Origin of the sequence: Lysinibacillus sp. FSL R7-0073, assembly GCF_038009065.1 — a bacterium.
Classification (GTDB): Bacteria; Bacillota; Bacilli; order Bacillales_A; family Planococcaceae; genus Lysinibacillus; species Lysinibacillus fusiformis.
In genome coordinates this window covers 4,378,808-4,404,570 of record NZ_JBBPAS010000001.1, presented here as the reverse complement: position 1 = coordinate 4,404,570, position 25,763 = coordinate 4,378,808, and the positions used below count along the sequence as shown (strand labels likewise).

At 37.5% G+C, this 25,763-nt stretch carries 23 protein-coding genes, 1 pseudogene and 1 riboswitch; of the genes and pseudogenes, 22 read left to right on the top strand and 2 right to left on the bottom strand.

Annotated features, from left to right (window positions below; all coding sequences use genetic code 11):
- The first annotated feature begins 8 nt into the window (after nt 1–8).
- The 6 genes and pseudogenes from MKY88_RS22080 (at nt 9) to MKY88_RS22055 (ending at nt 4,729) form a co-directional block, all read left to right on the top strand.
- The gene (locus MKY88_RS22080) at nt 9–404 is read left to right on the top strand and encodes a DsrE/DsrF/DrsH-like family protein (protein ID WP_340814719.1); all 396 of its coding nucleotides are present in this window, start codon (nt 9–11) and stop codon (nt 402–404) included.
- Between the two features lie 82 nt (nt 405–486).
- Entirely contained in the window at nt 487–1,614 is a 1,128-nt protein-coding gene (locus MKY88_RS22075) for an MBL fold metallo-hydrolase (protein ID WP_340814717.1), read from the top strand.
- Between the two features lie 143 nt (nt 1,615–1,757).
- Nucleotides 1,758–1,986: pseudogene (locus MKY88_RS22070) on the top strand (sulfurtransferase TusA family protein).
- Nucleotides 1,987–2,054: 68 nt separating this feature from the next.
- A complete protein-coding gene (locus MKY88_RS22065) occupies nt 2,055–2,840 on the top strand; it encodes a sulfite exporter TauE/SafE family protein (RefSeq protein WP_069482903.1) in 786 nt (261 codons plus the stop codon).
- A gap of 2 nt (nt 2,841–2,842) precedes the next feature.
- Complete coding sequence (locus MKY88_RS22060) at nt 2,843–3,547, top strand: DsbA family oxidoreductase (RefSeq protein ID WP_340814714.1); 705 nt, start codon at nt 2,843–2,845, stop codon at nt 3,545–3,547.
- A gap of 231 nt (nt 3,548–3,778) precedes the next feature.
- On the top strand, nt 3,779–4,729 hold the full coding sequence (locus tag MKY88_RS22055; protein WP_340814712.1) for a c-type cytochrome: 951 nt from the start codon (nt 3,779–3,781) through the stop codon (nt 4,727–4,729).
- 36 nt (nt 4,730–4,765) lie between these two features.
- On the opposite strand, the gene MKY88_RS22050 is transcribed toward MKY88_RS22055, so the two are convergent.
- Nucleotides 4,766–6,460, bottom strand: coding sequence for an FAD-dependent oxidoreductase (locus MKY88_RS22050; RefSeq protein ID WP_340814711.1), 1,695 nt, complete (start codon nt 6,458–6,460; stop codon nt 4,766–4,768).
- 249 nt (nt 6,461–6,709) lie between these two features.
- Here MKY88_RS22050 and MKY88_RS22045 point away from each other — a divergent pair, with 249 nt between their 5' ends.
- Nucleotides 6,710–8,698 (top strand): ABC1 kinase family protein, encoded by a 1,989-nt coding sequence (locus tag MKY88_RS22045; RefSeq protein ID WP_340814710.1) that lies wholly within the window; start codon nt 6,710–6,712, stop codon nt 8,696–8,698.
- Between the two features lie 348 nt (nt 8,699–9,046).
- On the top strand, nt 9,047–10,183 hold the full coding sequence (locus MKY88_RS22040; protein ID WP_291754241.1) for a C40 family peptidase: 1,137 nt from the start codon (nt 9,047–9,049) through the stop codon (nt 10,181–10,183).
- 84 nt (nt 10,184–10,267) lie between these two features.
- Here the strand turns inward: MKY88_RS22040 and ytvI are convergent, their stop codons facing one another.
- Nucleotides 10,268–11,326, bottom strand: coding sequence for a sporulation integral membrane protein YtvI (gene ytvI / locus MKY88_RS22035; protein WP_036121229.1), 1,059 nt, complete (start codon nt 11,324–11,326; stop codon nt 10,268–10,270).
- Between the two features lie 89 nt (nt 11,327–11,415).
- On the opposite strand from ytvI, the gene MKY88_RS22030 reads away from it, so the two are divergent.
- The 14 genes from MKY88_RS22030 to MKY88_RS21965 all read left to right on the top strand — a co-directional run bounded on the left by MKY88_RS22030 (nt 11,416) and on the right by MKY88_RS21965 (nt 25,725).
- Nucleotides 11,416–11,967 carry a hypothetical protein gene (locus tag MKY88_RS22030; RefSeq protein ID WP_258269450.1) on the top strand — a complete coding sequence of 184 codons (552 nt, stop codon included), beginning with the start codon at nt 11,416–11,418 and terminating at the stop codon, nt 11,965–11,967.
- 87 nt (nt 11,968–12,054) lie between these two features.
- Complete coding sequence (locus MKY88_RS22025) at nt 12,055–12,600, top strand: glutathione peroxidase (RefSeq protein ID WP_193833287.1); 546 nt, start codon at nt 12,055–12,057, stop codon at nt 12,598–12,600.
- Between the two features lie 102 nt (nt 12,601–12,702).
- Nucleotides 12,703–12,901, top strand: a riboswitch (cobalamin riboswitch).
- A gap of 162 nt (nt 12,902–13,063) precedes the next feature.
- Nucleotides 13,064–13,621: a hypothetical protein gene (locus MKY88_RS22020; protein WP_193833286.1), complete on the top strand. Its 558-nt coding sequence runs from the start codon at nt 13,064–13,066 to the stop codon at nt 13,619–13,621.
- On the top strand, nt 13,605–14,555 hold the full coding sequence (locus tag MKY88_RS22015) for an ABC transporter substrate-binding protein (RefSeq protein WP_069482894.1): 951 nt from the start codon (nt 13,605–13,607) through the stop codon (nt 14,553–14,555). The genes MKY88_RS22020 and MKY88_RS22015 overlap by 17 nt, the downstream gene beginning before the upstream one ends.
- A 135-nt stretch (nt 14,556–14,690) precedes the next feature.
- The gene (locus tag MKY88_RS22010) at nt 14,691–15,455 is read left to right on the top strand and encodes a tyrosine-protein phosphatase (RefSeq protein WP_258269454.1); all 765 of its coding nucleotides are present in this window, start codon (nt 14,691–14,693) and stop codon (nt 15,453–15,455) included.
- Between the two features lie 136 nt (nt 15,456–15,591).
- Nucleotides 15,592–16,959 carry an MATE family efflux transporter gene (locus MKY88_RS22005; RefSeq protein WP_340814708.1) on the top strand — a complete coding sequence of 456 codons (1,368 nt, stop codon included), beginning with the start codon at nt 15,592–15,594 and terminating at the stop codon, nt 16,957–16,959.
- A gap of 2 nt (nt 16,960–16,961) precedes the next feature.
- Nucleotides 16,962–17,795 (top strand): putative RNA methyltransferase, encoded by an 834-nt coding sequence (locus MKY88_RS22000; protein WP_309370260.1) that lies wholly within the window; start codon nt 16,962–16,964, stop codon nt 17,793–17,795.
- Nucleotides 17,796–17,874: 79 nt separating this feature from the next.
- Entirely contained in the window at nt 17,875–18,477 is a 603-nt protein-coding gene (locus tag MKY88_RS21995) for a lysophospholipid acyltransferase family protein (protein ID WP_069482890.1), read from the top strand.
- Nucleotides 18,478–18,538: 61 nt separating this feature from the next.
- On the top strand, nt 18,539–19,000 hold the full coding sequence (locus MKY88_RS21990; RefSeq protein ID WP_340814707.1) for a low molecular weight protein-tyrosine-phosphatase: 462 nt from the start codon (nt 18,539–18,541) through the stop codon (nt 18,998–19,000).
- A 203-nt stretch (nt 19,001–19,203) separates the two neighbouring features.
- On the top strand, nt 19,204–19,923 hold the full coding sequence (locus MKY88_RS21985) for a YebC/PmpR family DNA-binding transcriptional regulator (RefSeq protein ID WP_008175214.1): 720 nt from the start codon (nt 19,204–19,206) through the stop codon (nt 19,921–19,923).
- A 70-nt stretch (nt 19,924–19,993) separates the two neighbouring features.
- On the top strand, nt 19,994–21,289 hold the full coding sequence (locus tag MKY88_RS21980) for an arsenic transporter (RefSeq protein WP_069482888.1): 1,296 nt from the start codon (nt 19,994–19,996) through the stop codon (nt 21,287–21,289).
- Between the two features lie 76 nt (nt 21,290–21,365).
- Nucleotides 21,366–23,114, top strand: coding sequence for a methyl-accepting chemotaxis protein (locus tag MKY88_RS21975; RefSeq protein ID WP_340814706.1), 1,749 nt, complete (start codon nt 21,366–21,368; stop codon nt 23,112–23,114).
- Between the two features lie 214 nt (nt 23,115–23,328).
- Nucleotides 23,329–25,071, top strand: coding sequence for a methyl-accepting chemotaxis protein (locus tag MKY88_RS21970; RefSeq protein WP_340814705.1), 1,743 nt, complete (start codon nt 23,329–23,331; stop codon nt 25,069–25,071).
- A 78-nt stretch (nt 25,072–25,149) separates the two neighbouring features.
- Nucleotides 25,150–25,725: a YdcF family protein gene (locus MKY88_RS21965; RefSeq protein ID WP_340814704.1), complete on the top strand. Its 576-nt coding sequence runs from the start codon at nt 25,150–25,152 to the stop codon at nt 25,723–25,725.
- Nucleotides 25,726–25,763: the final 38 nt, after the last annotated feature.

Genomic DNA, 25,763 nt, shown 5'->3' with positions numbered 1-25,763 from the left:
ATTTTATTATGTCTAACAAGGTAGCAATTATTGCAAGTAACGGTGGTTTATTTGATGCGTATAAGGTTTTTAATATCGCAACGGCAGCTGCAGCTTCTGAAAAGGAAGTAGCAATCTTCTTCACGTTTGAAGGATTGAATCTCATTCATAAGCAAGGGGTGCATGCATTACCAATGCCTGCTGGAGCAGAGCATTATGCGGAAGGGTTTGCGAAAGCGAATGTTCCTGCCATTCCTCAATTAGTGGACATAGCCCAAGAATTAGGCGTTAAATTTATTGCTTGTCAAATGACTATGGATGTAATGGGTTTATCGACAGATGATTTTATTGATGGAATTGAAGTGGGTGGAGCTGTTACTTTCCTTGAATTTGCAAAAGATGCAGCACCATCACTAACTTTCTAAAGAGTTTTTGTTCAAGAAAGGCGGAGAGGTAAAGGCTCTCCGCTTTAAAAACTTCAAAATTATACCTATGGGGGTTATATTTATGCCAATGCAGAAATGGAATGCTTCACAAATTGCTAAAAAGGTCATTAATAATGAAGAGTTGTTTATTTTAGATGTTCGGAATGCAGATGCGTTTGAAGACTGGAAAATTGACGGTCATCGATTTGAGTATTTAAATGTACCATATTTTGAACTGTTAGATGGTGTTGAGGAGATCTTGCCGCAAGTCCCCTCCAATAAAGAAATTCTAGTCGTTTGTGCTAAAGAAGGATCATCATTGATGGTCGCTGAAATGTTGTCAGAAGCTGGTAGAGATGTTGCCTATTTAGCAGGCGGTATGAAATCTTGGAGTGAATATTTAGAGCCTATTAAAATTGGTGATTTAACGGGAGGAGGAGAGCTTTATCAATTTGTCCGTTTAGGGAAGGGCTGTCTTTCTTATATGGTGATATCTGAAGGGGAGGCAGCGATCATTGATGCTGTTCGCTTTACAGATGTATTTTTAAGTTTCGCCGAACAGAAGAATGTGAAAATTACACATGTTTTTGATACACATTTACATGCCGATCATATTTCAGGTGGACGTCATATAGCTGAGGCAACAGGTGCAGTCTATTACTTGCCACCGAAAGATGCAGAAGAGGTTGTCTTTTCATATAGACCGTTAGTTGATGGAGTGACTGTTCAAATTGGAACATCAAAAATAGATGTAGGAGCTATCTACTCACCAGGTCATACAATTGGCTCTACATCATTTGTTGTCGATAGCCAATATTTGTTAACAGGGGATATTTTATTTGTGGATTCTATTGGGCGCCCTGATTTAGCGGGCCTTGCTGAGGATTGGGTTGGAGATTTACGAAATACACTTTACAAACGTTATCGAGAATTGTCCGATGAGCTTATCGTGTTACCAGCTCACTTTATGATCATCGATGAACTTAATGAAGATGGGACAGTAGCGAAACGACTAGGCGATTTATTTTTACAAAATCATGGTTTGAATATTCATGACGAAGTAGAATTTAAACGTGTCGTGACAGATCAATTGCCACCACAACCTAATGCCTATCAAGAAATTCGTCAGGTAAATATGGGGAAAATAACCCCTACATTAGATGAACAAACGGAAATGGAAATAGGGCCAAATCGCTGTGCTGTTCGATAAAATTTGTTAAAAGTACAATGGATAGGTCTGTGTACTATAAATGTGGATCGTCCAGAAATTGAAGGTGCTCATCCTTCCTGAATCTAAAATAATAAAAAAACAGGCAAATGCTTACAACCTTTGCCATGTTGAAGGGGATCAATATGAAGTCAAATTTACAATTAGATGCAACAGGTCTTTCGTGTCCGATGCCTATTGTGAAAACAAAAAAGGCGATAGACACATTAAATACAGGAGAAATTTTAGAAGTACAGGTGACAGATAAAGGGGCTTTAGCGGATATTTCCTGCTTGGGTAAAAGCTGGAGGTCATAATATATTGGATCAATCCGAAGAAGCTGGTGTCATAACGTTTTTAATTCAGAAAGCTTAAGGATAATGGAGGGTTGTCTATTAAATAGAACAACCCTTCTTTCACTTTTCGGAAAGAAGGAAGAATACATGGATATTACATGGATATTAACGATCTTTTTAATTGGTTTTCTCGGCTCGTTTGTATCAGGGATGTTAGGTATCGGTGGTGCAATTATTAATTACCCGATGTTACTGTATATTCCACCGTTATTAGGATTTATGGCCTTTTCGGCTCATGAAGTTTCCGGAATTATTGCCATACAAGTATTTTTTGCATCCATTGCTGGTGTATGGGTATATCGCAGGGGTGGATATTTAAATAAATCACTCATTATCTATATGGGGGGTGCTATTTTAACGGGAAGTTTTGTTGGTAGTTTTGGCTCCAAATTTTTATCCGAATCAGGCATCAATATAGTTTATGGTGTGCTAGCCTTAATAGCGGCAGTCATGATGTTTATTCCAAAAAAGCAAATTGATGATCAACCCATGCAGGATGTCACATTTAATAAAACATTGGCAATTTTATTGGCCATAGTTGTTGGTATTGGATCAGGCATTGTGGGAGCGGGTGGTGGGTTCTTATTAGTCCCTATTATGTTAGTGGTTTTAAGGATTCCTACGCGTATGACCATTGCTACTAGCTTAGCGATTACATTTATCTCCTCAATAGGTGGAATGGTTGGGAAATTAATGACAGGACAAGTTGAATATTTCCCAGCACTTATTATGATTATTACTAGTCTTATAGCGGCCCCACTTGGTGCGAGAGCTGGAAAAAAATTAAATACGAAAAGCTTGCAAGGCATTTTGGCAATGCTTATATTGGCGACTGCCATTAAAATTTGGATAGATATTATTGGAGGGGTATAACCATGAAAATCGAAATTTTCACGGATTTTACTTGTCCGTTTTGTTATATTGCCAAGCGAGAATTGGAACGTGCGATTGATACAAGCGGCTATAAAGGACAAGTAGATATTGAATACAAGGCTTATCAAATAGGTCCGGAAACGCCTAAAGTAAATGCACCGACTTTTTTAGATGCATTGGCTAAGAAGTATAACGCAACACGTGAAGAAGTACGTAGCATGACAGAGAATATGGCATCAAGAGCTGCAGAAGTTGGGTTGTCTTATAATTTTGAAAAGATGACAACAGCTCACACAGAAAAGGCTCATCGATTAGCAAAATGGACGCAGCAATTTGGTCAAGCATCGGCATATACTGAAGCACTGATGGCAGGTTATTTTATGGCTGGCGAAGATGTGAATGATGATTCCTTTTTATTAAGGGTAATTGAACAATTAGGTTTAGATATAGAGGAGGCGCAGGACATTCTAGCTACTAATGTCTTTCTTGAGGCATTAGATCAGGATCGATATGATGCACAGCAACTTGGTATACAAAGTGTGCCATTCTTTGTATTTGAAAATCGTTATGGCATTAAAGGGGCTGAGCCAATTGAAGTCTTTGTGCGAACGTTACATCAGACAGCAAAAATAGTGGGGATTCAGCCAACCATTCAATTAATGGGAGATGGTGAGGATACGTGTACGGATGGAGCATGTAACCTGTAAACCGATGGATAAGTGTCGAGTACTTAAAGTACTCGGCACTTTTTTGATTCACCCACATACTATAAGAGGTATTAAGTCATGATTTAAGTGTTGTAGTACAATGATTTGTGGATAATTTATCCATTTTTATCATCTGAATGGTTCTATTTTACGGTAGTGTGAGAAAAATCACATCCAATTAAATGTTATGTTGCTAAAATATAAGTGAGTATACAAAGGGGGGTATTATAGATGAAACCTATAGTAGCAGGAGTAGCAGGGACAGTACTGTTAGTAGGCACAATTTTTGTAGCAACCATTATTAGTGACAAAATTACAGTTGATTCGATTGTGGAGGAGAATGAAACGACAGTGCAGACGCAATTACCAACGACAGCAGCTGCTCAGTCAGTTGTCTATGCTCCACCAAGTATTGATGAAGTGTCAGATGGACCAATGAAAGAAGCAATATTAAACGGCTATGAGCTTGTTAATAACACGCATGTTGCCGCGGACGAATATGTAGGGAACCAATTATCATGCACAAGCTGCCATGCTGGGGCTGGCTATGACGAGCAAGCATCATCATTAGTAGGAGTAATGGCCAATTATCCACAATATATTGGACGCTCAGGTGGTGTAGTTACAATAGAAGAGCGTATTAACGGCTGTATGGTTCGTAGTATGAATGGTAAAAAATTCGAAATGAATAGTGATGAGCTAGAGGCTATGGTCGCTTATTTTGCATATATTTCTGAAGGTGTTCCAATTGGAGCAAAACGTGAATGGGCAGGTACTAGTGATATGAAGAATGTACCGATTCCGAATGTGGATAATGGCGAGGAGCTTTATGGTCAGTCCTGTATAGCATGTCATGCAGCTGATGGTTCTGGGACTGGTGCCAATACTGGTCCAGCATTATGGGGTGATAATTCCTTTAATGATGGTGCAGGTATGGCGCGTATGTCAAAAATGGCTGGCTATATTCAAAATAATATGCCAGTAGGTGCAGCAGGGACTTTAACAGATCAAGAAGCGGCTGATTTAGCAGCGTTTATTTTATCCCAAGATCGTCCTGAATGGCCAAATCATGATAAAGATTGGCCAAAAGGCGGAAAACCAAATGATATTATGACTAAAGAAAAACGTGAACAAGTTAAAAATGGTACGATTGATTGGGAAAAGGTACTATCTACAAACTAACGAAAAGGGATGCTGTTTATGGGCATCCCTTTTAAGTTATTTAAAATTATAAGCAGTTACAATTTTATCTCTGTTTGTTGTGAGATCCGTAAAATATTCATATAGACTAATACCGAGGAATGACCCACTTACGTTAAAGACGTTAGAAAAACCGCTATTTTGAAGGGCCATAACTGCATTATAGCTACGCTGACCAGATCGACAATGTACATACACTGGTTGATCCTTAGGTACCTCATGCATTCTTTCTCGAAGTTCACTTAGAGGAATATTATGTGCATGAAGGAGATGACCAGATTCAAATTCATTCTTTTCGCGTACGTCTAAGAAGTAGGCTTGATTTTCAATAAGTGTTCTCACTTCATCAACTTTTACTTGTTTGAAGTGTCCATGTAATTGATTTTGAGCTACAAGAGCTGCTAAATTGACAATATCACGGGCAGTGCTAAACATTGGAGAATAGGATAGCTCCAGCTCCTTCAAATCTTCTAAAGTACCACCCATTGTGATGAGGGTAGCTATTACATCAATTCGTTTATCTGCATTGCCTTTACCTATAGCTTGGGCTCCAAGGATTTTACCCGTTGGTGTTTGATAAACGAGCTTAAAGTGAAGCGGATTACTATTTGGCATTAAGCCTACTTTATCAGGAGCTATCAGATAAACACTTTTCGCCTGAACGCCATTTGCTAGAGCTGTTTTTTCGTTCAAACCCGTTGAAGCACACACGAGGTCGAAAATTTGTACACTTGAAGATCCAATAACCCCTTTATTGTGATGAGGGATATTATACATATGATTAGCTGCAGCACGAGCTTGTCGCTGAGCGGGTCCAGCTAAAGCAAGTCGTGTCTGTTTATGGGTAAGTTGATGGAATACTTCAATCGCATCTCCCACGGCGTATATGGAAGGATCGGATGTCACGTAATTAGCATCAACCTGAATGCCTCCGAGCTTACCGATAGTTAGCCCGGCTTCTTTGGCTAATTGGATTTCAGGACGAACGCCAATCGCTAATACCACTGCTTGTGCTTTCAATTGCTTGCCAGAATTTAACGTCACATAATTTGGAGTAACCTTTGCAAGACCGTCATTGACAATAACTTGAACCCCCTTATCGGTCATTTCCTTGTGCAATATTTGAGCCATATCATAATCAAAAGGAGCCATAATTTGTTGGCCGAATTCAACTAAAGAGACATTATAGCCCGCTAGCTTCAAATTTTCCGCTACCTCTACACCAATGAAGCCTCCACCGATCACAGCAATATCCTGTACATGATCCGTTTGTAGATAATGATTTAAACGGTTAATATCTACGACGTTTCTAATGGTAAAGACATGGTTTGAACGGATACCCTCTAAGTCAGGAACGATGGGGCTTGCTCCTGGTGATAGAACTAATGTATCGAAACTTTCCTCATAATCTCTACCCGTTATTAAATTCTTAATGGTAATGGTCTTTTGCTCTCGGTTAATGTGTACAACTTCTTGCTGTACACGAGCCTCGATATTGTATTTTGTTTGAAAGGCTTGAGGTGTCATTAAGATCAATTTGTCACTATTTTCAACAATCCCGCTTAAATGAAAGGGGAGAGAACAATTGGAGAATGAAACATTTGGTCCTTTTTCAAACATAATAATTTCTGCCTTTTCATCGAGACGACGAATGCGGGCAGCAGTGGATGCTCCACCTGCAACGCCACCTACAACTAAAAATTTTTTACTCAATTGTCAACACTCCTTTTTAATTAATACATATAAGGGTATATAAAAGCTTTTAAATAGAGGATTTTATTACTAAAATCGATAAATTATGTAGTATAAGTACTACATATAAAATAATATACCCTTAAGGGTATATTATCAAGGTGAAAGACTTAATTAATTTTCTAAGGTGTCCTTGTGAAAGAAAGTTAATGTATAAATTTGCTATACTAACAGTAGTAGGAAATGGAAATGACGTTGGAGGTGACACGGTTGATTTTTTTGAAATTTTTGATCCAAATCATTATAGTATCGGGTTTGATTTATATTGTGAGTGGACGATTAATTGGCTCTAATATTAATTTTGTACGAAGAGTGCTTTCAGTCGTAATTAGTGTGACATTAACCTCTTTTGTTTACTGGTACTCTTATTTACGTCATACAGATTTTTTGTCAGAAACCATGATGCAAACTGTGACAGAGGTCAGCACATTAATTTGGATTGGGAGTATGCTACTCATTTCTATGTTGCTGTATTTGATTTTTGAGCTCTTTGACCCAAGTGGCATTACCACTGGAGATCGCCGAAATGGTCAAAAATCTTTGCTTTTACGACTGCGGAGCTATTGGCGACAGCAGAAACGATTGCGACAAGTTTTAAAAATTGCAGTTACAAATGGTGTCGTACAAACGATTAAATATGCGAGGCAACGTGAAAACGAAAAAGAGCTGGCGATTGCATTGCGTGTAACATTAGAGCAATGTGGTGGGATTTTCATTAAATTTGGACAAGTACTGTCTACACGTAAAGAATTATTTTCACCCATCTTTATAGATGAGCTAGAGAGGCTACAACATCGTGTGAAGCCTTTACCAGCAGAGCAAGTGACAAGTATTTTAGAGCGTTCACTTCCTCAATCAATGGATGAAGTATTTAGCCAATTTCAGATGGAGCCTATTGCAGCAGCCTCTATCGGTCAGGTGCACAAGGCGCGGCTTAAAAATTATGAAAATGTTGTCGTCAAGCTTCTCCGTCCAGAGGTAAAAGGGATTATGCGCGATGATCTTGAAATTTTAGAGGAATTTGCAAATTGGCTTTCATCCAAATCTACTTGGGCAGAGTCACTAGGCTTTCGTGAGCTAGCTGGTGGATTCGCAGATGGGCTACGTGAAGAGATTCATCTAGATATTGAGGTACGAAATACGTTACAGGTAAAGAACGCATTATCGAAAAGTGATTATAAGGTCCGCATTCCGAAAATTTATACAGCTTACAGTAATGAAAATATTATAGTGATGGAATATATTCGTGGACATAGTGTGGCGGATGGGGGATCAGAATTCGATCGTCTGTCCATTGATCGAAGACAATTTGCAAGAACAGTATTATATTCTTTTTTTGAACAGATGCTTTTTTCAGGTATTTTTCATGCTGATCCTCATCCGGGAAATATTCACATTGATGAGAAGGATGGTACGCCCGTATTGCTCGATTTTGGAGCAGTTGGACGATTGGGGGCCACACAACAAGAGGGTTTAAAGCTATTTTTGATGGGAATTCAGCTCAATGACTCCAGTGTCTTGTATGATGGCTTAACACTATTAGTGGAAAATGCCCATCATGCGGAACGTGCAAGAATGGAACAAGCAATCGATCAAATTTTACTAAAAATCTCGTATGTTGACCGCATACCAACAGAAGAATTAATACATGCTTTATTTACAGTGGTGCGGGATTTTGGGCTAGCCTTTTTCCCAGCGGTAGGTTTAGCACTCCGCTCGTTGGTGACATTAGATGGAACATTAAGGGTAATTGATTCACGTTTTGATATTTTTACGGAAGCTAAAGATTTCTCTGCTACATATATGCGTGCTTCTTTCCTCAAACCATTTAAAGAACCAATGGCCACAAAAGAACGGCTGCAAGAGGAATTATCTATGCTGATACCAACTTTGCGTAAAATGCCAAGAAGAGTGGACCAACTAATTCAACGTGTAGAGAGCGGGAAAATTATTTTACATCACGATATATTCTCTGATGAGCATAATGCCCGATTCATTACCAACTTGTTTTCTCGATTTGTACTGCTTTTAGTTGGGATTACATTTGGAGTTATATCTGTTGCCCTTTTAGCAATCTCACAATTTATCCATGATTCTTATGCAGTGTATTTAAACACAGCTGCTTATTTAGGTTTATTTTTATGTGCCATTTTGTTAGTAAGGTTATCGATACAGGCGTTGCGTTCCATGAAGCAGTAGGTAGGGATTATTCCCCTACCTCTTTTTTTTGAAACATTTCCAAGTAATATTACAAAAACATTACAAAGTAGGTAGTGTGACTATTGTCGAATTAGCTAATGACAGATATATGTAGAATATAAAGGTGTATTGTAGAATAATCGGTATTTTACGCGAATGTTACAGAAATGTTTCGAGTTTTACTAATGTATTAAATAGAAAGGAAATAGTATAAAAGTTATGCTGAAAATGCTAAACTTTAAAAGGCTAAAACAAATATATAAGAACAATTGATTAAATATAGAATCGTTCAACAGATTACATAGAGTATTCAGAGCGAAATTGATAAATGAAGGGAATTGAAGGTACGTGGGTAAGCGCAATAAATGGCGTAAGTCGATGGTGCTCGCTTTAGCACTAGCAGGCGGCTTATTATTTAATACAATTCAACCAACAGAAGTACATGCTGAAGAAACTTCTCAACAAATGATTGAGAAAAAGGCTGAAATAGATGCACAGGTTAAAAAATTACAAGAAGAACTAACGAATTTACAAAAAGAGATCGACGAAAAAGTAAAAGTTTTTAAACAAGTACAAGCGGAAATTAAAGAAGTGGATGCTAGTATTGTTGAAACAAAAAAACGTATTGAGCAACGTTCTAAAATCTTAAGTGAACGTATGGCTGCATATCAAGCACAAGACAACACAGTGGGTGTTTATTTAAATGTAGTTCTTGAAGCAAAAAGCTTTGCTGATTTAATGGACCGTGTCGTAGCGGTTAAAACATTAATGGATGCTGACCAAGAATTAGTGGATCAACAAGAAGCTGACAAAGCAAGCTTAGAGCAACAAAAAGCCATACTAGATGAAAAACAAAAAGAGCTTCAAAAACAATTCCAAGAGCTTCAACAAAAGGAAAGCGAAATGGAAGTGAAAAAGGCTGAAAATGAAGCAAAATCATTAGCCCTAAAAGCTCAAATTGCTACAAAACAGGAAGAAGAACGTTTAGAAGCAGAACGTAAGGCAGCTGAAGAAGAAGCGGCTCGTTTACGTGCTCTTCAAGCAGCAACGCCAGTAGTACAAGCTACTCAAAATAACGGTGATGGTCAACAACCACAAAAAATTATCGTTGGTTCAGGCGCTGGTACTGCCTCTTCAGGTGATGCTATTTCTACAGCAAAACAATTCCTTGGTCGTCCATATGTTTGGGGTGGTAGTAACCCAAGTTCAGGGTTTGACTGCTCAGGTCTTGTACAATGGTCTTACAAACAAGCAGGCGTTTCTTTACCACGTACTGCATCACAACAATATTTAGCAACACAACGTATTTCTGCTGGGGAAGCACGCGTTGGTGACTTAGTATTCTTTAGCTATGGCTCAGGTGTAGCGCACGTAGGTATCTACTTAGGTAATAACACAATGATTGATGCTCAAAATAATGGTGTTGTCATTGAATCACTTGATTGGTGGAATCAATATTTAGTAGGCTTTGGTCGAATTCAATAAGCCTCTATATTATATAGACGATTAACATGATAAAAAGGTCATCTTTGTGAGGAAAAAATACAAAGATGACCTTTTTTATTGATATCAAATTTTGAAGTTTACTTTTATGATGCCTGTTTCCTTTAAGGCGATAAAAAAAATAATGACAAATGGCCCGACAAGTAAACCGATAATTCCAAATAATTGTAGACCAATAAACATGGCAATTAATGTTGGTAAAGTTGATAACCCAATATGGTCTCCCATTAGTTTTGGCTCGACTACACGACGAATAATGAGTAAAATAGCAGCTAAGATGAATAATTTTACAGCAATAGATGTGTTTCCCATTAAAAGGTGATAAAGCCCCCATGGTGCTAATATAATGATGGAGCCTAAAAAAGGCACAATATCTATTAGCCAAATAATAATGGTCATGGTTATGGCATATTTCGGCTGGATTAATAAAAGTCCAATAAGTGTAACGCCTCCAATAATGAAGCTTACAAATAAATGTGCTTTCATATAGCCGAATGTTGCATCCTTTAAACGGTTTAAAATAATTTTTATTTTCTTTGCCGTGTTAGGCTTTAAATACTTATAAGTAATGCGCTTCAATTTAGGCAGATCTAGCATAAATAGGAATAGGGCAATCATATAGACGAGAAGACTGATAAATAGACTTGGAATCTCTGAAAAGAAGGCTGAAACTTTGCTATAATTAAAGAAGCTTAAAAACGTTTCTTCAATTTTCTTTATGAAATCCATTGTGGTTTTTTGAAGCGAAGTACTTACTTCGGGTGGAAAGTCTTCCGTGTATTTAGAAATATTTTCTTGCATATGAAGCCACATATCTGATAGCTTGGAAATATAATAGGGAGCTTGCTTAGACAATAAAATTATTTGCGTCATGATCTGCGTAATTGAAATATAGCAAATAATAGAAATTATAATGACACTCACTATGTATATAAAGGCAACTGCAATTTTTCGAGACATTTTCCAGCGCCTTTTAAAGAACATGACGATTGGTTCAAGGAAAAATGCGCTGATAGCTGCTAATATTAATGGCATAGATACCGGAATAATAAAATAAGCGGCTATAATTAGGGACAGAATCACTAGCAATCGAAAAATCAATTTCCTAGCATTAAATTTATTCATAAACTCACCTTCTTTGCGAAAAAATTAAGTTAAGTGTAACATAAATCAAGTTTTATGACGTTCTGAAACAATAAAGGTAGGGATAAATTATGGAAAAAGAGATTTTGCAACTTTTTAGTAATCTAACAGAGCGTGATCGAGATATTCAATATGAATCTTACGAGGAACTGATGAAAATTATGCAGGAGCCCGTAGATTGGACATATGCAGTGTGGGAACAGCTTGTACAAGCACTTACATATAAAAATGGGCATGCACGTGCACTTGCCGCACAAATTTTATGTGCTTTAGCTGCAAAAAGTGATCCCGAAGAAAGAGTATTAGAAGATTTTTTAAAGATTTGGGCTGTGACTTATGATGAAAAGACCGTCACGGCAAGGCATACATTACAGGCTATTTGGAAAATTGGTTTAGCAGGCCAAGTACAAAGCGATTTAGTCGTATCTTATTTAGCCAAGAGATTTCAAACTTGTTTAGATGAAAAGCATCCTACTCTCATTCGCTATGATATTATTGTATCTTTAAAAAAATTATATGATCAAACGAGTGATCCTAAATTATTAGACATAGCCCATCGCTTAATTAATGAAGAGCAAAATGTTAAATATAAAAAGAAATATAAGTCAGCCATCCGTTCCTAGTAACGAGATGGTGTTTTTTGTGCAAACTCTTTGGTTATTAGGAGATTAGTCAACTATAATATATGAAAAAACAAAAGGGGTTAGGGAATGAGTATTTATAATTATTTAGTACGGAAGCCGAATGGTGAAATTTTATCAATGGAAACTTTTCGAGGAAAAACGATGCTAATTGTTAACACGGCCAATCAATGCCGATTTACATATCAGTTTGAAGACTTACAAAAAATGTACGATAAATATGGAAAAAATAATTTTGTCGTTTTAGGATTTCCTTGTGATCAGTTTGGCCATCAAAATCCTGAAGATGGAGAGGAAACTGCGCATCTTTGTAAGGTAAACTATGGAGTTACGTTTCCCATTTTTGAGCTAGTCCAAGTAAATGGTGAGACGACACACCCTTTATTTAATTATTTAAAACATGAAGTTAATTTTCGTGAATTCGGAAAAGCAAGCATGCAGGAGAAAATGCTTGCTGAGGCAATCATTCAACTTGCTCCAAGCTTTTTAGATGGTCGTAATATTCGCTGGAATTTTACTAAATTCCTAGTAGATGCAAGTGGAAAAACCATAGCTCGCTTTGAGCCTACAGACTCACAGCTTGATATTGAGCAAGCGATTGAAAAAGTATTGTAGTAGAGTGATTTTATGGAAATGAAAATACTTCTAAAACGGCTATCATTTTTGTACGCAACTATTTTTTCCTATCAATCTATGATAAACTGCTTTACAAGTGAATTATTCTTGCAGAATAAAGGTGCTAGCTAGCATAATCGGGAATTCGGTATAAGCCGAAGCTGTTTCCGCAACTGTAAGTACAGCTATTATAAAGATGTGCCACTGTTTCATAGGAAATGGGAAGGTTCTTTATAGCTCTTATCTATTTATATAGGAGCGTTGTACAAGCCAGGAGACCGACCTTTATTTGAACGTATAACAACTCTTCGGAAGCTAGGAGGATATACGGCAAATACATAGGCAGTGTCGTGTTTCTATGACAATCATTATGTTATTTTCGTCGTTCCTTTGTGTGAGGAGCGATGTTTTTTTATGTTCTAAAAAAGTGAGGATTTTCATTATGAAAAAGGGGGACAGCAGGTTGAAAAAAGATGCACGTTATTCTTGTTATCCTTTTATGCGAGAGAAGGCTTCAACTGTCGATTTTGAGATTCGCACAGATAGTTTAACAACGCATTTAGGGGTTGCGCTAGCTATAGTAAAGAAAGAGAATGTCCAGGTTGTTGTAGATGATTTAATCCAGGTTTTACCTATGGCTTATCATGTGAATGGCTCGGTTCGTGGAAAGCTAGCAGTTACAGATGAGGATCTATCTTGGTTAAGTGAGCGCTATGATTTTTATGTAAGTCATGTGAAGGAAAAGATTCAAAATTTTGTTTTACCTCAAGGAACAGAGGCGGCTGCTGCTTTACATCTTTGTCGTAGTGAGGCGAAAAAATCATATCGAACTTTACACACGGTTTCGGAAGAACGAGAGGTACCTAATATTCTCTTCGATTATTTAGGCTTATTAGCCAATGTATGTTTTGTAATGGCTGTCTATACGAATCAACAAGCTGGAATAGCTGAAATTCCGTTTATGAGTAAATCATATCCAATGAAAAAGAAAAAGGTGAATAATAATGAAGAAACTATTTAATTTACAATGGCTATCGGTATTATTGCTAGTGCTCGTTTTAGCAGGTTGTGGTACCGCGGAAGATACAAAAAATAAAGATGTATCCGAAGATGAACAAAAGATTGAGCAAACAAGTTATAAAGTAACCGATGATCGTGGTGTCGAAATAGAGTTTAAGGAAGTGCCAAAAACAGTTGTGTCTTTACAGCCTAGTAACACAGAAATTCTATTTGCACTAGGGGTTGGCGATAAAATTGTAGGTGCCACTGAATATGATACATATCCAGAAGCTGCCCAAAAAATCGAACGTGTTTCTGATACTGTGAATTATAACAGTGAGCGAATTTTAGCGTTAAAGCCAGATGTTGTTATTGCGTATACGATTGGTGAGAAGGATGCACTTAAGCCACTCGAAGATGCAGGAATTAAAGTGTTTGTTATTCAATCAGCGGGTACATTCGATGATGTATATGGAGATATCGAACAAATTGCAGCTGTTATGGATGTTAAGGATAAAGGAAAGGCATTAAACGAGGAAATTAAAGCAAAAATCGCTGATGTGCAAACAAAGGTTAAAGAAGTAAAAACACCAAAAAATATTTATTTAGAAATTAGTCCAAAGCCTGAAATTTATACAGCAGGCTCTGGTACTTTCCAACAAGAAATATTAAATGCTGCAAATGTAAAGAATGTGTTTGAAGATTTAGATGGCTGGAAGCAAGTATCTGAGGAAGATGTTATTGCGAGAAATCCAGACGTCATTTTAACAACAGTCAACTATACAGAAAATCCAATTGGAGAAATCCTTGCTCGTGATGGGTGGAATACGGTAACAGCTATTCAAAACAAGGCAGTTCAGTCCCTTGACACAGATATCTCAAATCGCCCAGGTCCGCGTATTGGTGAAGCAGTTGAGCTCGTTGCTAAAGCTGTGTATCCAGAGTTATATAAATAAAATCGTAGAAAATGCTAGTTGTTAATTACAGCTAGCATTTTCTATTTTATTACCTAGTGTGAAAATTGGTATTCATGTAGTTTGTTCGATAGAATAAAGGTAAGAACGCTTATTAATATAGGGAGGTGTAGTTCAATGAAGCAAGTACAAAAAAATATTCAGTTTGAGGCTGTTTATAATTTCCGAGATATGGGGGGATATCAAACGAGGGATGGGCGCGTTATAAGAAATGGCTTATTTTATCGCTCTGCCGCACTTGGTAAAATGACAGCGACAGATAAAGAATTATTTGAAACATTAGGTATTAAAACAATTTTTGATTATCGTGACACAAATGAAGTACAACATAATCCTAATCCTGTGTTTCCACAAACTCGATATATTCAAATCCCTGCGAAGGGAAAGCATGCTTTTGAAATGCCAACCAATACAGGTGGTAGAGAGTTTTATAAAGTAGTTAACGCTGATATGTTCAAGGACTTTTATGCACAAATGCCTTTTCATAATCCCTCTTTTAAGGAATTAATGATGACTATACAAAACCCTAATAATTTAGGGCTAGTCCATCATTGCGCAGTTGGAAAAGACCGAACAGGAATTGGCGGAGCTCTTATTTTATTGGCTTTAGACGTACCTGAAGAGACCATTATGGAAGATTATTTAGATACGAATATTCATTTGCGTCCCATGGTAGAAAGAATGGCTCAAACGATCCAGCACCAATATAATGAACAAGAATTACAGCAATTTTATGCTTTAATGTCCGCTCGTGAAGACTATTTACAGGCAGCACTAGATGCTATGGATCATCGTTATGGCTCAAAGACAGCTTTTTTGGAGCAGGAGTTTGGTCTAACGACTGATAAGCGTGAGCAATTACAGTCACATTGCTTAATCTAAATAAAATCCCTTTCACAAATTAGTGAGAGGGATTTTTTATGTGGAAGCGCTGTCTTCCTATAAATCTCTTTACAGTCTGAAAATTTATGATAAGATACAATAGATTTTTAAGAAAAGTATAGGAGAAGTGAAGGTATTGGCAGACACAATAAAAGAAACAAATAAGTTAAGTCTATTCCATTTAACATGGCCTATCTTTTTAGAAGTATTTTTATTTATGTTGATGGGACTAGCCGATACTTTTATGCTTAGTGCTCTATCAGATAATGCTGTGTCAGGAGTAGGTGCAGCCAATCAATATATTCATATCGCTATTTTAATTCTTGAGGTAGTCGGCAACGGTGCGTCCATCGTTGTATCACAATATTTAGGTTCGAAACGTTTTTTTGAAGCGGCTAAAATATCGGCTCTAGCAGTCACAATGAATTTGGCAGTTGGACTTATAATGAGTGTTCTATTTTTCTTCTTTGCTAGTCATTTAATGTCGATGATGAACTTGCGAGGTGAGGTACTTCATTATGCTCAAAGTTATTTAGTTATTATTGGAAGTTTTATTTTCCTTCAAGCAATCATTAATGCCCTTGCAGCAATTATTCGTGTTCATGGTTGGACGAAACAGACGATGTATGTATCACTTGGCATGAATGTACTGCATGTTGTACTTAATTACGGCCTGATCTTTGGGAATTTTGGTTTACCAGAGCTTGGTGTAAAAGGTGCAGCCATATCTTCAGTGATTAGTAGAGGATTAGCGATGATCGTGTTTTTCTGGTTGCTTTATCAAGTAATGGAAGTACGTGTAAAGCTACACTACTACTTTGAGTATTCCAAGGAATATGTAAGAAAAATTTTAAACATTGGTTTACCGTCTGCCTTTGAGCAGGTTCTTTACCAGTTTTGCCAGATCATATTTTTATATTATGCCACATATTTAGGGGCAGAAACTTTGGCGGCGAGACAATATGCTATGAACATATCTATGTTTACCTATTTATTCGCTATTGCGATTGGGACAGGAACGGCCATCATTATCGGTAGGCATGTAGGTGCTGGTGAAAAGATTGAGGCTTATCATCAGCTGTGGACAAGTGTCCGAGCAGCATTTATTTTTACCATTATTATGGTTGGTGTAGTGACCATTTTCCGCAAGCAGCTTATGCATGTTTTTACAGATAACCCCGAGGTGATGGCTATCGGAGCATCTGTCTTGGCATTAAGTATAGTGCTAGAAACTGGTCGGACGATGAATATAGTCGTCATTAACTCTTTACGTGCCTCAGGAGACGCAAGGTTCCCTGTTAAAATCGGTTTTCTGTCGATGGTTTGTATGAGCCTCCCATTAGGTTACTTTTTAGTATTCGTCCTCGATTGGGGTTTAGTAGGTATTTGGTTAGCTATCTCTGCAGATGAATGGGTAAGGGCAATTATCGTATACTTTAGATGGAAAAGCCGAAAATGGGAGCGTTTTGCCCTCGTTTCACCGAATGAACGGAAGGAGGAATAGCAATGGGAGCACTTTCAAAACGTGCAATAGGGGCAGCATTGATAGATCAACATATTGCGCATTTTGCATGTCCGTTATGTCAGCAATCTATGCATGTCTATGAGCAGGGGAGACTCGTTTGTTCTGCCAATCACTCTTTTGATATTGCCAAGCAGGGCTATGTCAATATGCTGACACATGGCTCTACTTCTAAATATAGTAAAGATCTTTTTGAATCTCGCAAAGCTGTTATTGATAGCGGGATTTATGATGTTGTAGAAGCAAAGATTGTGGAGCTTATTAACTCTGCGAATACAGTGCTCGATACGGGTTGTGGAGAGGGATCGCATTTAGCCCGTATTATGAATGAGAAAAAGAATGGGGTAGGCATCGGTATTGATATAGCTAAAGAGGGTATTTTGGCTGCGGCTCGACATTATCCACAGCAAATTTGGTGTGTTGGCGATTTAGCTAAGAGTCCTTTTGCACAAGGTAGCTTTGACGCTATTTTAAATATTTTATCACCGGCAAATTATGAAGAATTTAAAAGGCTTCTTGCGCCTAATGGCTGTATTGTGAAGGTTGTGCCACAAAGCGGCTATTTACAGGAGCTGCGTGCTCAATTATATGCCGATTCGAGTAAGGAAACATATTCTAATGAACAAATTGTTGCTCGTTTCCAAGATAGTTTTGGCGAAGTGAATATAGAACGAGTAACTTATACATTGCCACTTGCTCAGGAGCTTGTCCCTGCTTTATTGGAGATGACACCGATGGGCTGGCATAAAAAAGATGAGACAGACATTGTATTAAGTGAAATTACGATTGATGTAGATCTGTTGGTTGGAAAGATGTAAGATGGTCACCTACAATTGCAGTATACTAGTCTTTTCGATTACAATGGGAATAACTATTGAATAAGGTAGGAATGTGACAGTGTATAAATTAGTAGCAAATATTGTTAAAGTAATATTAAAACTTATGGGTTCAAAGGCCCGTGTGTATGGAGAGGAAAACTTGCCAAAAGAAGGTGGATATATTATAGCTTGTACACATACAGGCTATGTAGATATTTTAAACCTCGGCGTTGCCATGTACCCTCAGGAAATTCACTTTATGGCGAAGAAGCAATTATTTGAAATGAAGGGTCTTGGCTGGCTTATTGAACATTTAAATGCCTTCCCAGTGGACCGTGATAATCCAGGTCCGAGCGTTATTAAAATTCCCTCACAGTTATTGAAAGAGGGAAAAGTAGTGGGGATATTCCCATCTGGAACACGTAATTCAGAAGGAACGGACTTAAAGCAAGGAGCCATTACAATTGCTCAATTGGCAAAGGCGCAAATTGTTCCGGCTGCCTACGTTGGTGCACGTAATGCAGGAGATGTCATGAAGCGCGGTAAAGGCTATTTAATTTATGGCGAGCCGTTTTATGTAACGGGTAAAGGAAAAGAAGGTCGGGAGCAATTTACTCAGCATCTTGAACGTGAACTAGTCGCTTTAACAGAAGAATTGGAAAATCGTATTTCAGTAAAATAAAATGAAGTGGCACTCAGAATCAAATTGATTTTGGGTGCTTTGTTGTAGGAGGATAATCGTAATGATTCAAGTACTTTTTGTTTGCTTAGGCAATATTTGTCGCTCGCCAATGGCGGAGGCGGTTATGCGTGAGCTGGTGAGAAAAGAGGGTTTAGACGATAAAATTGCTGTGGATTCTGCCGCAACAAGCTCATGGCATATCGATGAACCTCCTCACCGAGGCACACAGGATAAGCTTAGAGAATATGGTATTTCTACAATAGGAATGGTAGGTCGACAGCTACAAAAGGCTGATTTAGAAAAATTCACATACATTATTGGTATGGATGAGAGCAATATTCGCAATATCAGAACGATCTTAGGAAATCCTACTTCACCAAAGATTTTTCGTTTTTTAGATTTAACAGAACATTGTAAAGACGTTCCTGATCCTTATTACACAGGGGATTTTCAAGAAACCTATGATTTAGTGCTAGAAGGCTGTACGGCATTACTAGATAAAATTAAAGAGGAATGGTTATAGAAGGATGCTAAATAGCGTAAATTTTTACAGCTATTGCTACAGAAAAAATAAGCATAAACATTGGTATATCTAGCTTTGTAAGCATCATTATGTTATTATTTGCAGAGTAAAGATACGATAAGTATTTAATTACCATTTTAAGATGTGCAACTGCATATCTATTATTTTTTTATAAATCTATCCTTTGAAAGAGAGTGGAAACAATGGGTCGTAAGTGGAATAACATTAAAGAAAAGAAAGCGTCTAAAGATCAAAGCACTAGCCGTATCAATGCTAAATTTGGGCGAGAAATTTATGTGGCAGCTAAATCAGGCGAACCAGATCCAGAGTCAAACCGTGCACTTAAAGTGGTGCTTGAACGTGCAAAAACATATAGTGTTCCTAAACATATTATAGAAAAAGCCATCGATAAAGCAAAAGGTGGCGGTGACGAAAACTTTGATGAATTACGTTATGAAGGCTTTGGTCCAGCCGGCACAATGATTATCGTAGATGCTTTAACAAACAATGTAAATCGTACCGCATCTGATGTGCGCGCAGCATTTGGTAAGAATAACGGAAATATGGGTGTTAGTGGATCTGTTGCGTATATGTTCGATTCTACTGCAGTTATCGGTTTAGAAGGTAAAACAGCTGATGAAGTACTAGAAATTTTAATGGAAGCAGATGTAGATGCTCGTGATATTCTGGAAGAAGAGGAAGCGGTTATTATTTATGCAGAACCAGATCAATTCTTTGCTACACAAGAGGCATTAAAGGCTGCTGGCATACAAGAATTCACAGTAGCTGAGCTTTCTATGCTACCGCAGACTGAGGTAACATTAACTGGCGACGATGTTGCAAAATTCGAAAAATTAATCGATGCATTAGAAGATCTAGAAGATGTACAAAATGTCTTCCACAATGCTGATTTAGGTGAATAATCCAATATTTTATTGATTGAGTAAACCAGTAGCACAAAAAGCTACTGGTTTTTAATTAGGGAGGAAAATCATGCAGACTGCATTAGCGATTATTTTGTTTTTAGTGACTTTATTTTTTGTTATTGTACAGCCACGTAAATTATCGATTGGTTGGTCAGCCTGTATAGGAGCTGCCATCGCACTCATAATTGGAGTAGTTACATGGCAGGATGTGCTGGAAGTAACAGGAATTGTTTGGAATGCTACTTTATCGTTTATTGGTATTATTTTAATTTCCCTAATTTTAGATGAAATCGGCTTTTTTGAATGGGCTGCCCTGCATATGGCACGACTTGCTAAAGGAAGTGGTATACGTTTATTTGTTTATATTACTTGCTTAGGAGCAATAGTATCAGCGCTATTCGCTAACGATGGGGCGGCGTTAATATTAACACCAATTGTTTTAGCGATGGTTAGAAAATTGAATATGACAGAAAAAATGATTTTTCCATTTATTATTGCTAGTGGTTTTATAGCAGATACAACATCCTTACCCTTTGTTATTAGTAATTTAACAAATATTGTATCAGCAGATTTTTTTGAGATAGGCTTTATGGATTATGCGATTCATATGGTTGTACCAAACTTCTTTTCTTTAATTGCAAGTATAGCTGTTCTGTATGTGGTTTTTCGTCGTTCCATACCACAGTGCTATTCTCTCGATGCAGTTGAACAACCTAAGCAGGCGATTAGAGACCCGAAGTTATTTGCGATATCTTGGTATGTAATAGTAATTTTACTAGTGGGATTTGTAATCGGCGAAATGTTCCACGTTCCAGTGTCATTTATTTTATGTAGTGTAGCCGCTATTTTCTTATGGCTGGCAAATCGTAGTTCTTTTGTAGATACAAAGAGAGTTGTCAAAGGGGCACCGTGGAATATAGTGTTCTTTTCCATTGGTATGTATGTGGTTGTTTACGGCCTGAAAAATGTAGGGATGACAGGTATACTAGCTAGTTTACTAGAACATGCTGTGCAGCAAGGATTCGTTGTAGCGACCATGACTATGGGATTTGTAGCTGCGGTTTTATCAGCAGTCATGAACAATCTACCAACAGTCATGATTGATGCATTAGCAATCTCTGAAACAAGCGCAACAGGTATGATGAAAGAGGGACTCATTTATGCCAATATAATTGGTACTAATCTTGGCCCAAAGATGACTCCAATCGGTTCACTTGCGACATTAATATGGCTTCATATTTTAGCTCAAAAAGGGATTAAAATTAGCTGGGGGCAATATTTTAAGTTCGGCATAATTCTTACCATTCCGACATTATTCGCTACTTTAATTGCTTTAGTTATTTGGATAACGTTATTAGCATAGTTTTATTGTCGAAATAGTTAAAATAATAGTACAATAGTTAATAGATTAACTTAGTAGTATGTTAAAGGAGGTAAGCATGCGAGCAACAGGTAAATTAAGTAATAGAATCGTGTTGATGTCATTTGTTATGTTAGTAGCTTTGTTAGCATTTTTTATTATCACAACGATCTACACAGCGAAATCATCCGTCAATAAAACAATGGGTGCACAGGCTGTCGCGGTAGCAGAAAACATTGCGAAGCAATTAAACCCAGAGGACTATGAACAACTATCAAAGGACCCAAGGGAATCAAATTTATATTGGCAGCTAAGAGAAGAACTGAATGAATTGCGTGAAATAAATGGGGTCCTGTATGCCTATACGTTTGCCGTTCCACAGGAAGATCAAATAGTTCGATTTTTAGTGGATGGTATGCCAGCAGATGACCAAGAAAATGCAGGTGTTATAGGAGAGGAGTCTTCTTCTACATTATATAAAGATATTGAAAAAGTAATGAATACAGGAAGTTATTACTCTGATATTTTACATAGCGGTTTTGGGGATTATTTGTCTGGTACAGTACCATTAAAGGATGCATCAGGAAATATTGTGGCGTTTATAGGGGTAGATATAGAGGCTAACGAGGTAAGTGCTGTAACGAATGCTGTATTGACAGCCATTTTGCCAGCATTAATTATAGTAATGTTAGTTTTAACAGGAATTGTTATGCTTATAATGTACCGTTACATAAATCAAGCACTAAAGCCATTGGCAAATTTAGGGGAAGCGGTGTCAAGTTTTGCACAAGGGGATATCGCGAAGGCAACAATGGAGGTTGAAAAAATCCAGCTAAGAGGGAAAAATGAAATTTCTATGTTTGCACGAGCCTTTCAGGAGTCCTTACAAAAATTAAAAGAAACATTCCAAACCATTCAGCAACAAACATTCGCCTTACAAAGTGTTGTGAAAAAGATTGATGAAACTACACAACATGTTGAAACATCAAATGCTCAAATTGCTGATCGTATAGTTGAAATCGCTGCTGGCAGTGAGCAGCAACAGCAAAACAATCAAGAAGTTGTCTTAACGATGAATGAAATGTCGATAGGTATTCAACGACTGGCTGATACAACTTCTGAGATTGCTGAATCATCCTCAACTATGACAGGTCTAGTGGAAACTAGCGTGAATCATTCTCAAGAGGTCATATCTCAAATTCAAAACGTGGAATCCTCCGTTTTACGAACGGCTAAACATGTTGAGGAAATGGGAGATCGATTCGGCTCTATTGAAGAGATGGTAACAATTATTACGAGCATTGCTGACCAAACCAACTTACTGGCATTAAATGCGGCGATAGAAGCGGCGAGGGCAGGGGAAGCTGGTAAGGGGTTTGCAGTCGTTGCAGATGAAGTACGGAAGCTTGCTGAACTGTCGAAAGCATCAGCGGATGAAATACATACACATCTGAAAAGCTTTAAGACCATTACAGAACGAGCATTACATGAAATGTCTGGTAGCGCGGTAGATGTACAAGCAGGTAATAGGGCTGTACAACGTATTGGTGAAAGCCTAGAACAAATATTAGAATCAGTTGTTGAGGTAAATAATAAGATTCAGGATGATTCAGCTGTGATTGAAGAAATGTCAGCGGGCTCTGAAGAAATATTAGCTACTACAGAACAGATGAATGATATTGCTCAGCATAGTGTGCAAGGAACAAAAGAAGTAGCAATGGCTTCTGACTTACAAGTAACAATGGTTTCAGAATTAAATGAAGTTGTAGCGATGTTAGATCAAACATCTAAAGAGGTAACTGAAACAATCAATACGTTCAAATTATGATCATTGTAAACTATTTTTCTATGAGAAGAAGTCTTGTAGAAAAATAGTTTTTTACGCTAGTTGGAGAAAAATAAAAATATAATGAGCGTATATTTGTCGAAATAAACCAAATAGGGGAATTAATTTGCGTTTTATCCATTGCGGAAACTTCCAAATCATAACATAATATAAGTTAATATACTCTTTGAACGAGAAGAATAAGGGGGGCTAAAGTATGAGGTTTTTACGTTCGATACAGGGGAAACTAGTCGTTATTTCATTGGCACTACTAATTATTCCAAGTTTAATAATTGGCGTGGTTAGTTATAGTAAGGCGAAGAATGGTATGGAGGATATAGGAGAGCAAGTAATTTATAATAGTGTTCAATCTGCTTTGCAAATAATTGAACTCGCCAATGAAAGTGTCGAAAAGGGAGATATACCTTTAGATGTAGCACAGGAACGGGTACGCGAGGCTTTCTTGGGACCTAAGGATAGTGAAGGGAAGCGGCCAATTAATTATCCAGGTGACTTGGGGGAATACGGCTATATCTATGTATTAGATGATAAGGGAACATTAACAACACACCCTACTCGAGAAGGTGATAATCTTTGGAACGATCAAGATAGTAGTGGAAATTACTTTATTCGGGAAGTAACTGACCGAGCATTGGATGGTGGAGGTTTTACTAAATACGAATTTGAGCTACCAGGCCAGAATGTATTGGCGGATAAAATTATTTATTCAGCAAAAGATCCACATTGGGGATGGATTATTGCATCAGGTACATATATGCAGGATTTTAATGCAGAGGCAAACTCGTTACTAGTAGTCATTGGTTTGACGTTAGCGGGTGCTATTATCATAGGTGTTATGGTTGTTATTATAGTCTCTAGGCATTTGGCATTACCAGTCAAAAAATTATCGCAACGCGTACGTGAAGTAGCAAAGGGCAATTTAACTGTAGATATTGAGCATTTACAGCGTACAGATGAAATTGGCCAGTTAAATGAGGGCTTCAATGAAATGGTTGATCAATTAAAAACACTAATTTCAGATGTAGAAGAAGCAATTGTAGAAATTCAATCGACATCGTCAAATTTAACCGCGGTTGCTGAAGAAACCAATGCTTATGGCGATGAAATCGTTAAAGCTATTAATGAAGTATCGAATGGCGCCGTAAAACAAGCATCAGAGGCGGAAGATACAAATCGAACAGCTACTGAGTTTGCTCAACAAATTGAAGGATTGCACGATAAAAATGAATTAATGCTAGATGCATCACAACATATGCAAAAATCAAATGAAGAGGGTATCGTTAATATCGCTAGTTTAAAGGATAAGTCGCAGGAATCTTCAATACTTATTCAGAATATTCAGTCCGTTTTTGGAAGTTTAATTGTGAAGGTACGCGAAATTGAAGGCATTGTAGGGACAATTACAGAGATTTCTGATCAAACCAATCTCCTTGCTCTAAATGCATCTATTGAGGCTGCACGAGCAGGTGAACATGGCAAAGGATTTGCTGTGGTCGCAGAGGAAGTACGAAAGCTAGCTGATCAAACATCCGTAGCAACGGAGCTAGTTCGCACTACCTTAAAGGGGATTGAGAGTGAAACAAATTTAGTCAATGATGAAATGCAGAAAACTCACATCATTGTAAGTCAACAAAATGATTCTGTCATGGTAACAGAGTCTTCCTTCAAAGAAATCAAAATGGCTGTGGAAAAAATCATTTCAATTATTGGAGATATGACCGATGGCGTAGAATATGTAAATAGCGCTAAGAATGATATGATGAAATCCATTGAAAGTATTGCAATGATCAGTGAAAAAAATGCCGCTGCTTCTGAAGAGGTGACAGCATCGGTAGATGAGCAACAACGAGCGATTCAGCTTATTAGTGAATCTTCCAATGATTTAACAGATGAGATTACAGCGTTACAGGAATCCATTAAACGATTTATTTTAAGATAAAATTATTAGGGGTGCTTGGTAATCAAGCATCCTTTTTTTCTGTAGTCACGTTAATAAAAGGTAAGGGAGGGTTGATTTGTGAAAAAATGGTTGATTAGAGTAGGTGTTGTTTTAATAGTTATAGCAATTGTCTTCTATATTTGGTTGGGAAAGGAAATTGAACGTGGGGTGGAAGCAAAGGCAGATGGCTCGGCTAATTATATGATCATACTGGGAGCGAAAGTAAAACCAGGAGGTGTACCATCACTTTCTTTAAAAAGTAGATTAGAGGTGGCCGTTCCATATTTAGTAAAGTATCCCCAAGTGAAGGTCATTGTGTCAGGGGGACAAGGACGAGATGAAGATCGAACGGAGGCATCTGTAATGAGAGAGTATCTCGAGCAAAATGGTATTGATGCTACAAGAATTATCGAGGAGGATCAGTCCACCTCCACGTATGAAAATTTAGTGTTTTCTAAAGAACTTTTACCAAAGGAAACAAAGAAAATTACGATTGTTTCAAATGACTTCCACCTAAAACGTGCAAAATATTTAGCCGAGTCTTTAGATTTTGAAGTAGATGTAGTGTCAGCTAAAACGCCAAAGTCGGTAGAAGCTAAACTAAAAATAAGAGAGCGAGCGGCATTACTAAAAACATATATTGTAGGTTATTAAAAAATTGTTTCTTAATAGCTAAGATTTGACATATAATA

Bases quoted from the DNA above. Each gene is read 5' to 3' on its own strand.
- MKY88_RS21975 (WP_340814706.1), top strand. From the start codon at position 21,366: ATGCGAGCAACAGGTAAATTAAGTAATAGAATCGTGTTGATGTCATTT.
- MKY88_RS21985 (WP_008175214.1), top strand. From the start codon at position 19,204: ATGGGTCGTAAGTGGAATAACATTAAAGAAAAGAAAGCGTCTAAAGAT.
- MKY88_RS22075 (WP_340814717.1), top strand. From the start codon at position 487: ATGCCAATGCAGAAATGGAATGCTTCACAAATTGCTAAAAAGGTCATT.
- MKY88_RS21990 (WP_340814707.1), top strand. From the start codon at position 18,539: ATGATTCAAGTACTTTTTGTTTGCTTAGGCAATATTTGTCGCTCGCCA.
- MKY88_RS22015 (WP_069482894.1), top strand. From the start codon at position 13,605: ATGAAGAAACTATTTAATTTACAATGGCTATCGGTATTATTGCTAGTG.
- ytvI (WP_036121229.1), bottom strand. From the start codon at position 11,326: ATGAATAAATTTAATGCTAGGAAATTGATTTTTCGATTGCTAGTGATT.
- MKY88_RS21980 (WP_069482888.1), top strand. From the start codon at position 19,994: ATGCAGACTGCATTAGCGATTATTTTGTTTTTAGTGACTTTATTTTTT.
- MKY88_RS22030 (WP_258269450.1), top strand. From the start codon at position 11,416: ATGGAAAAAGAGATTTTGCAACTTTTTAGTAATCTAACAGAGCGTGAT.
- MKY88_RS22025 (WP_193833287.1), top strand. From the start codon at position 12,055: ATGAGTATTTATAATTATTTAGTACGGAAGCCGAATGGTGAAATTTTA.
- MKY88_RS21970 (WP_340814705.1), top strand. From the start codon at position 23,329: ATGAGGTTTTTACGTTCGATACAGGGGAAACTAGTCGTTATTTCATTG.
- MKY88_RS22080 (WP_340814719.1), top strand. From the start codon at position 9: ATGTCTAACAAGGTAGCAATTATTGCAAGTAACGGTGGTTTATTTGAT.
- MKY88_RS22010 (WP_258269454.1), top strand. From the start codon at position 14,691: ATGAAGCAAGTACAAAAAAATATTCAGTTTGAGGCTGTTTATAATTTC.
- MKY88_RS22065 (WP_069482903.1), top strand. From the start codon at position 2,055: ATGGATATTACATGGATATTAACGATCTTTTTAATTGGTTTTCTCGGC.
- MKY88_RS22000 (WP_309370260.1), top strand. From the start codon at position 16,962: ATGGGAGCACTTTCAAAACGTGCAATAGGGGCAGCATTGATAGATCAA.
- MKY88_RS22060 (WP_340814714.1), top strand. From the start codon at position 2,843: ATGAAAATCGAAATTTTCACGGATTTTACTTGTCCGTTTTGTTATATT.
- MKY88_RS22055 (WP_340814712.1), top strand. From the start codon at position 3,779: ATGAAACCTATAGTAGCAGGAGTAGCAGGGACAGTACTGTTAGTAGGC.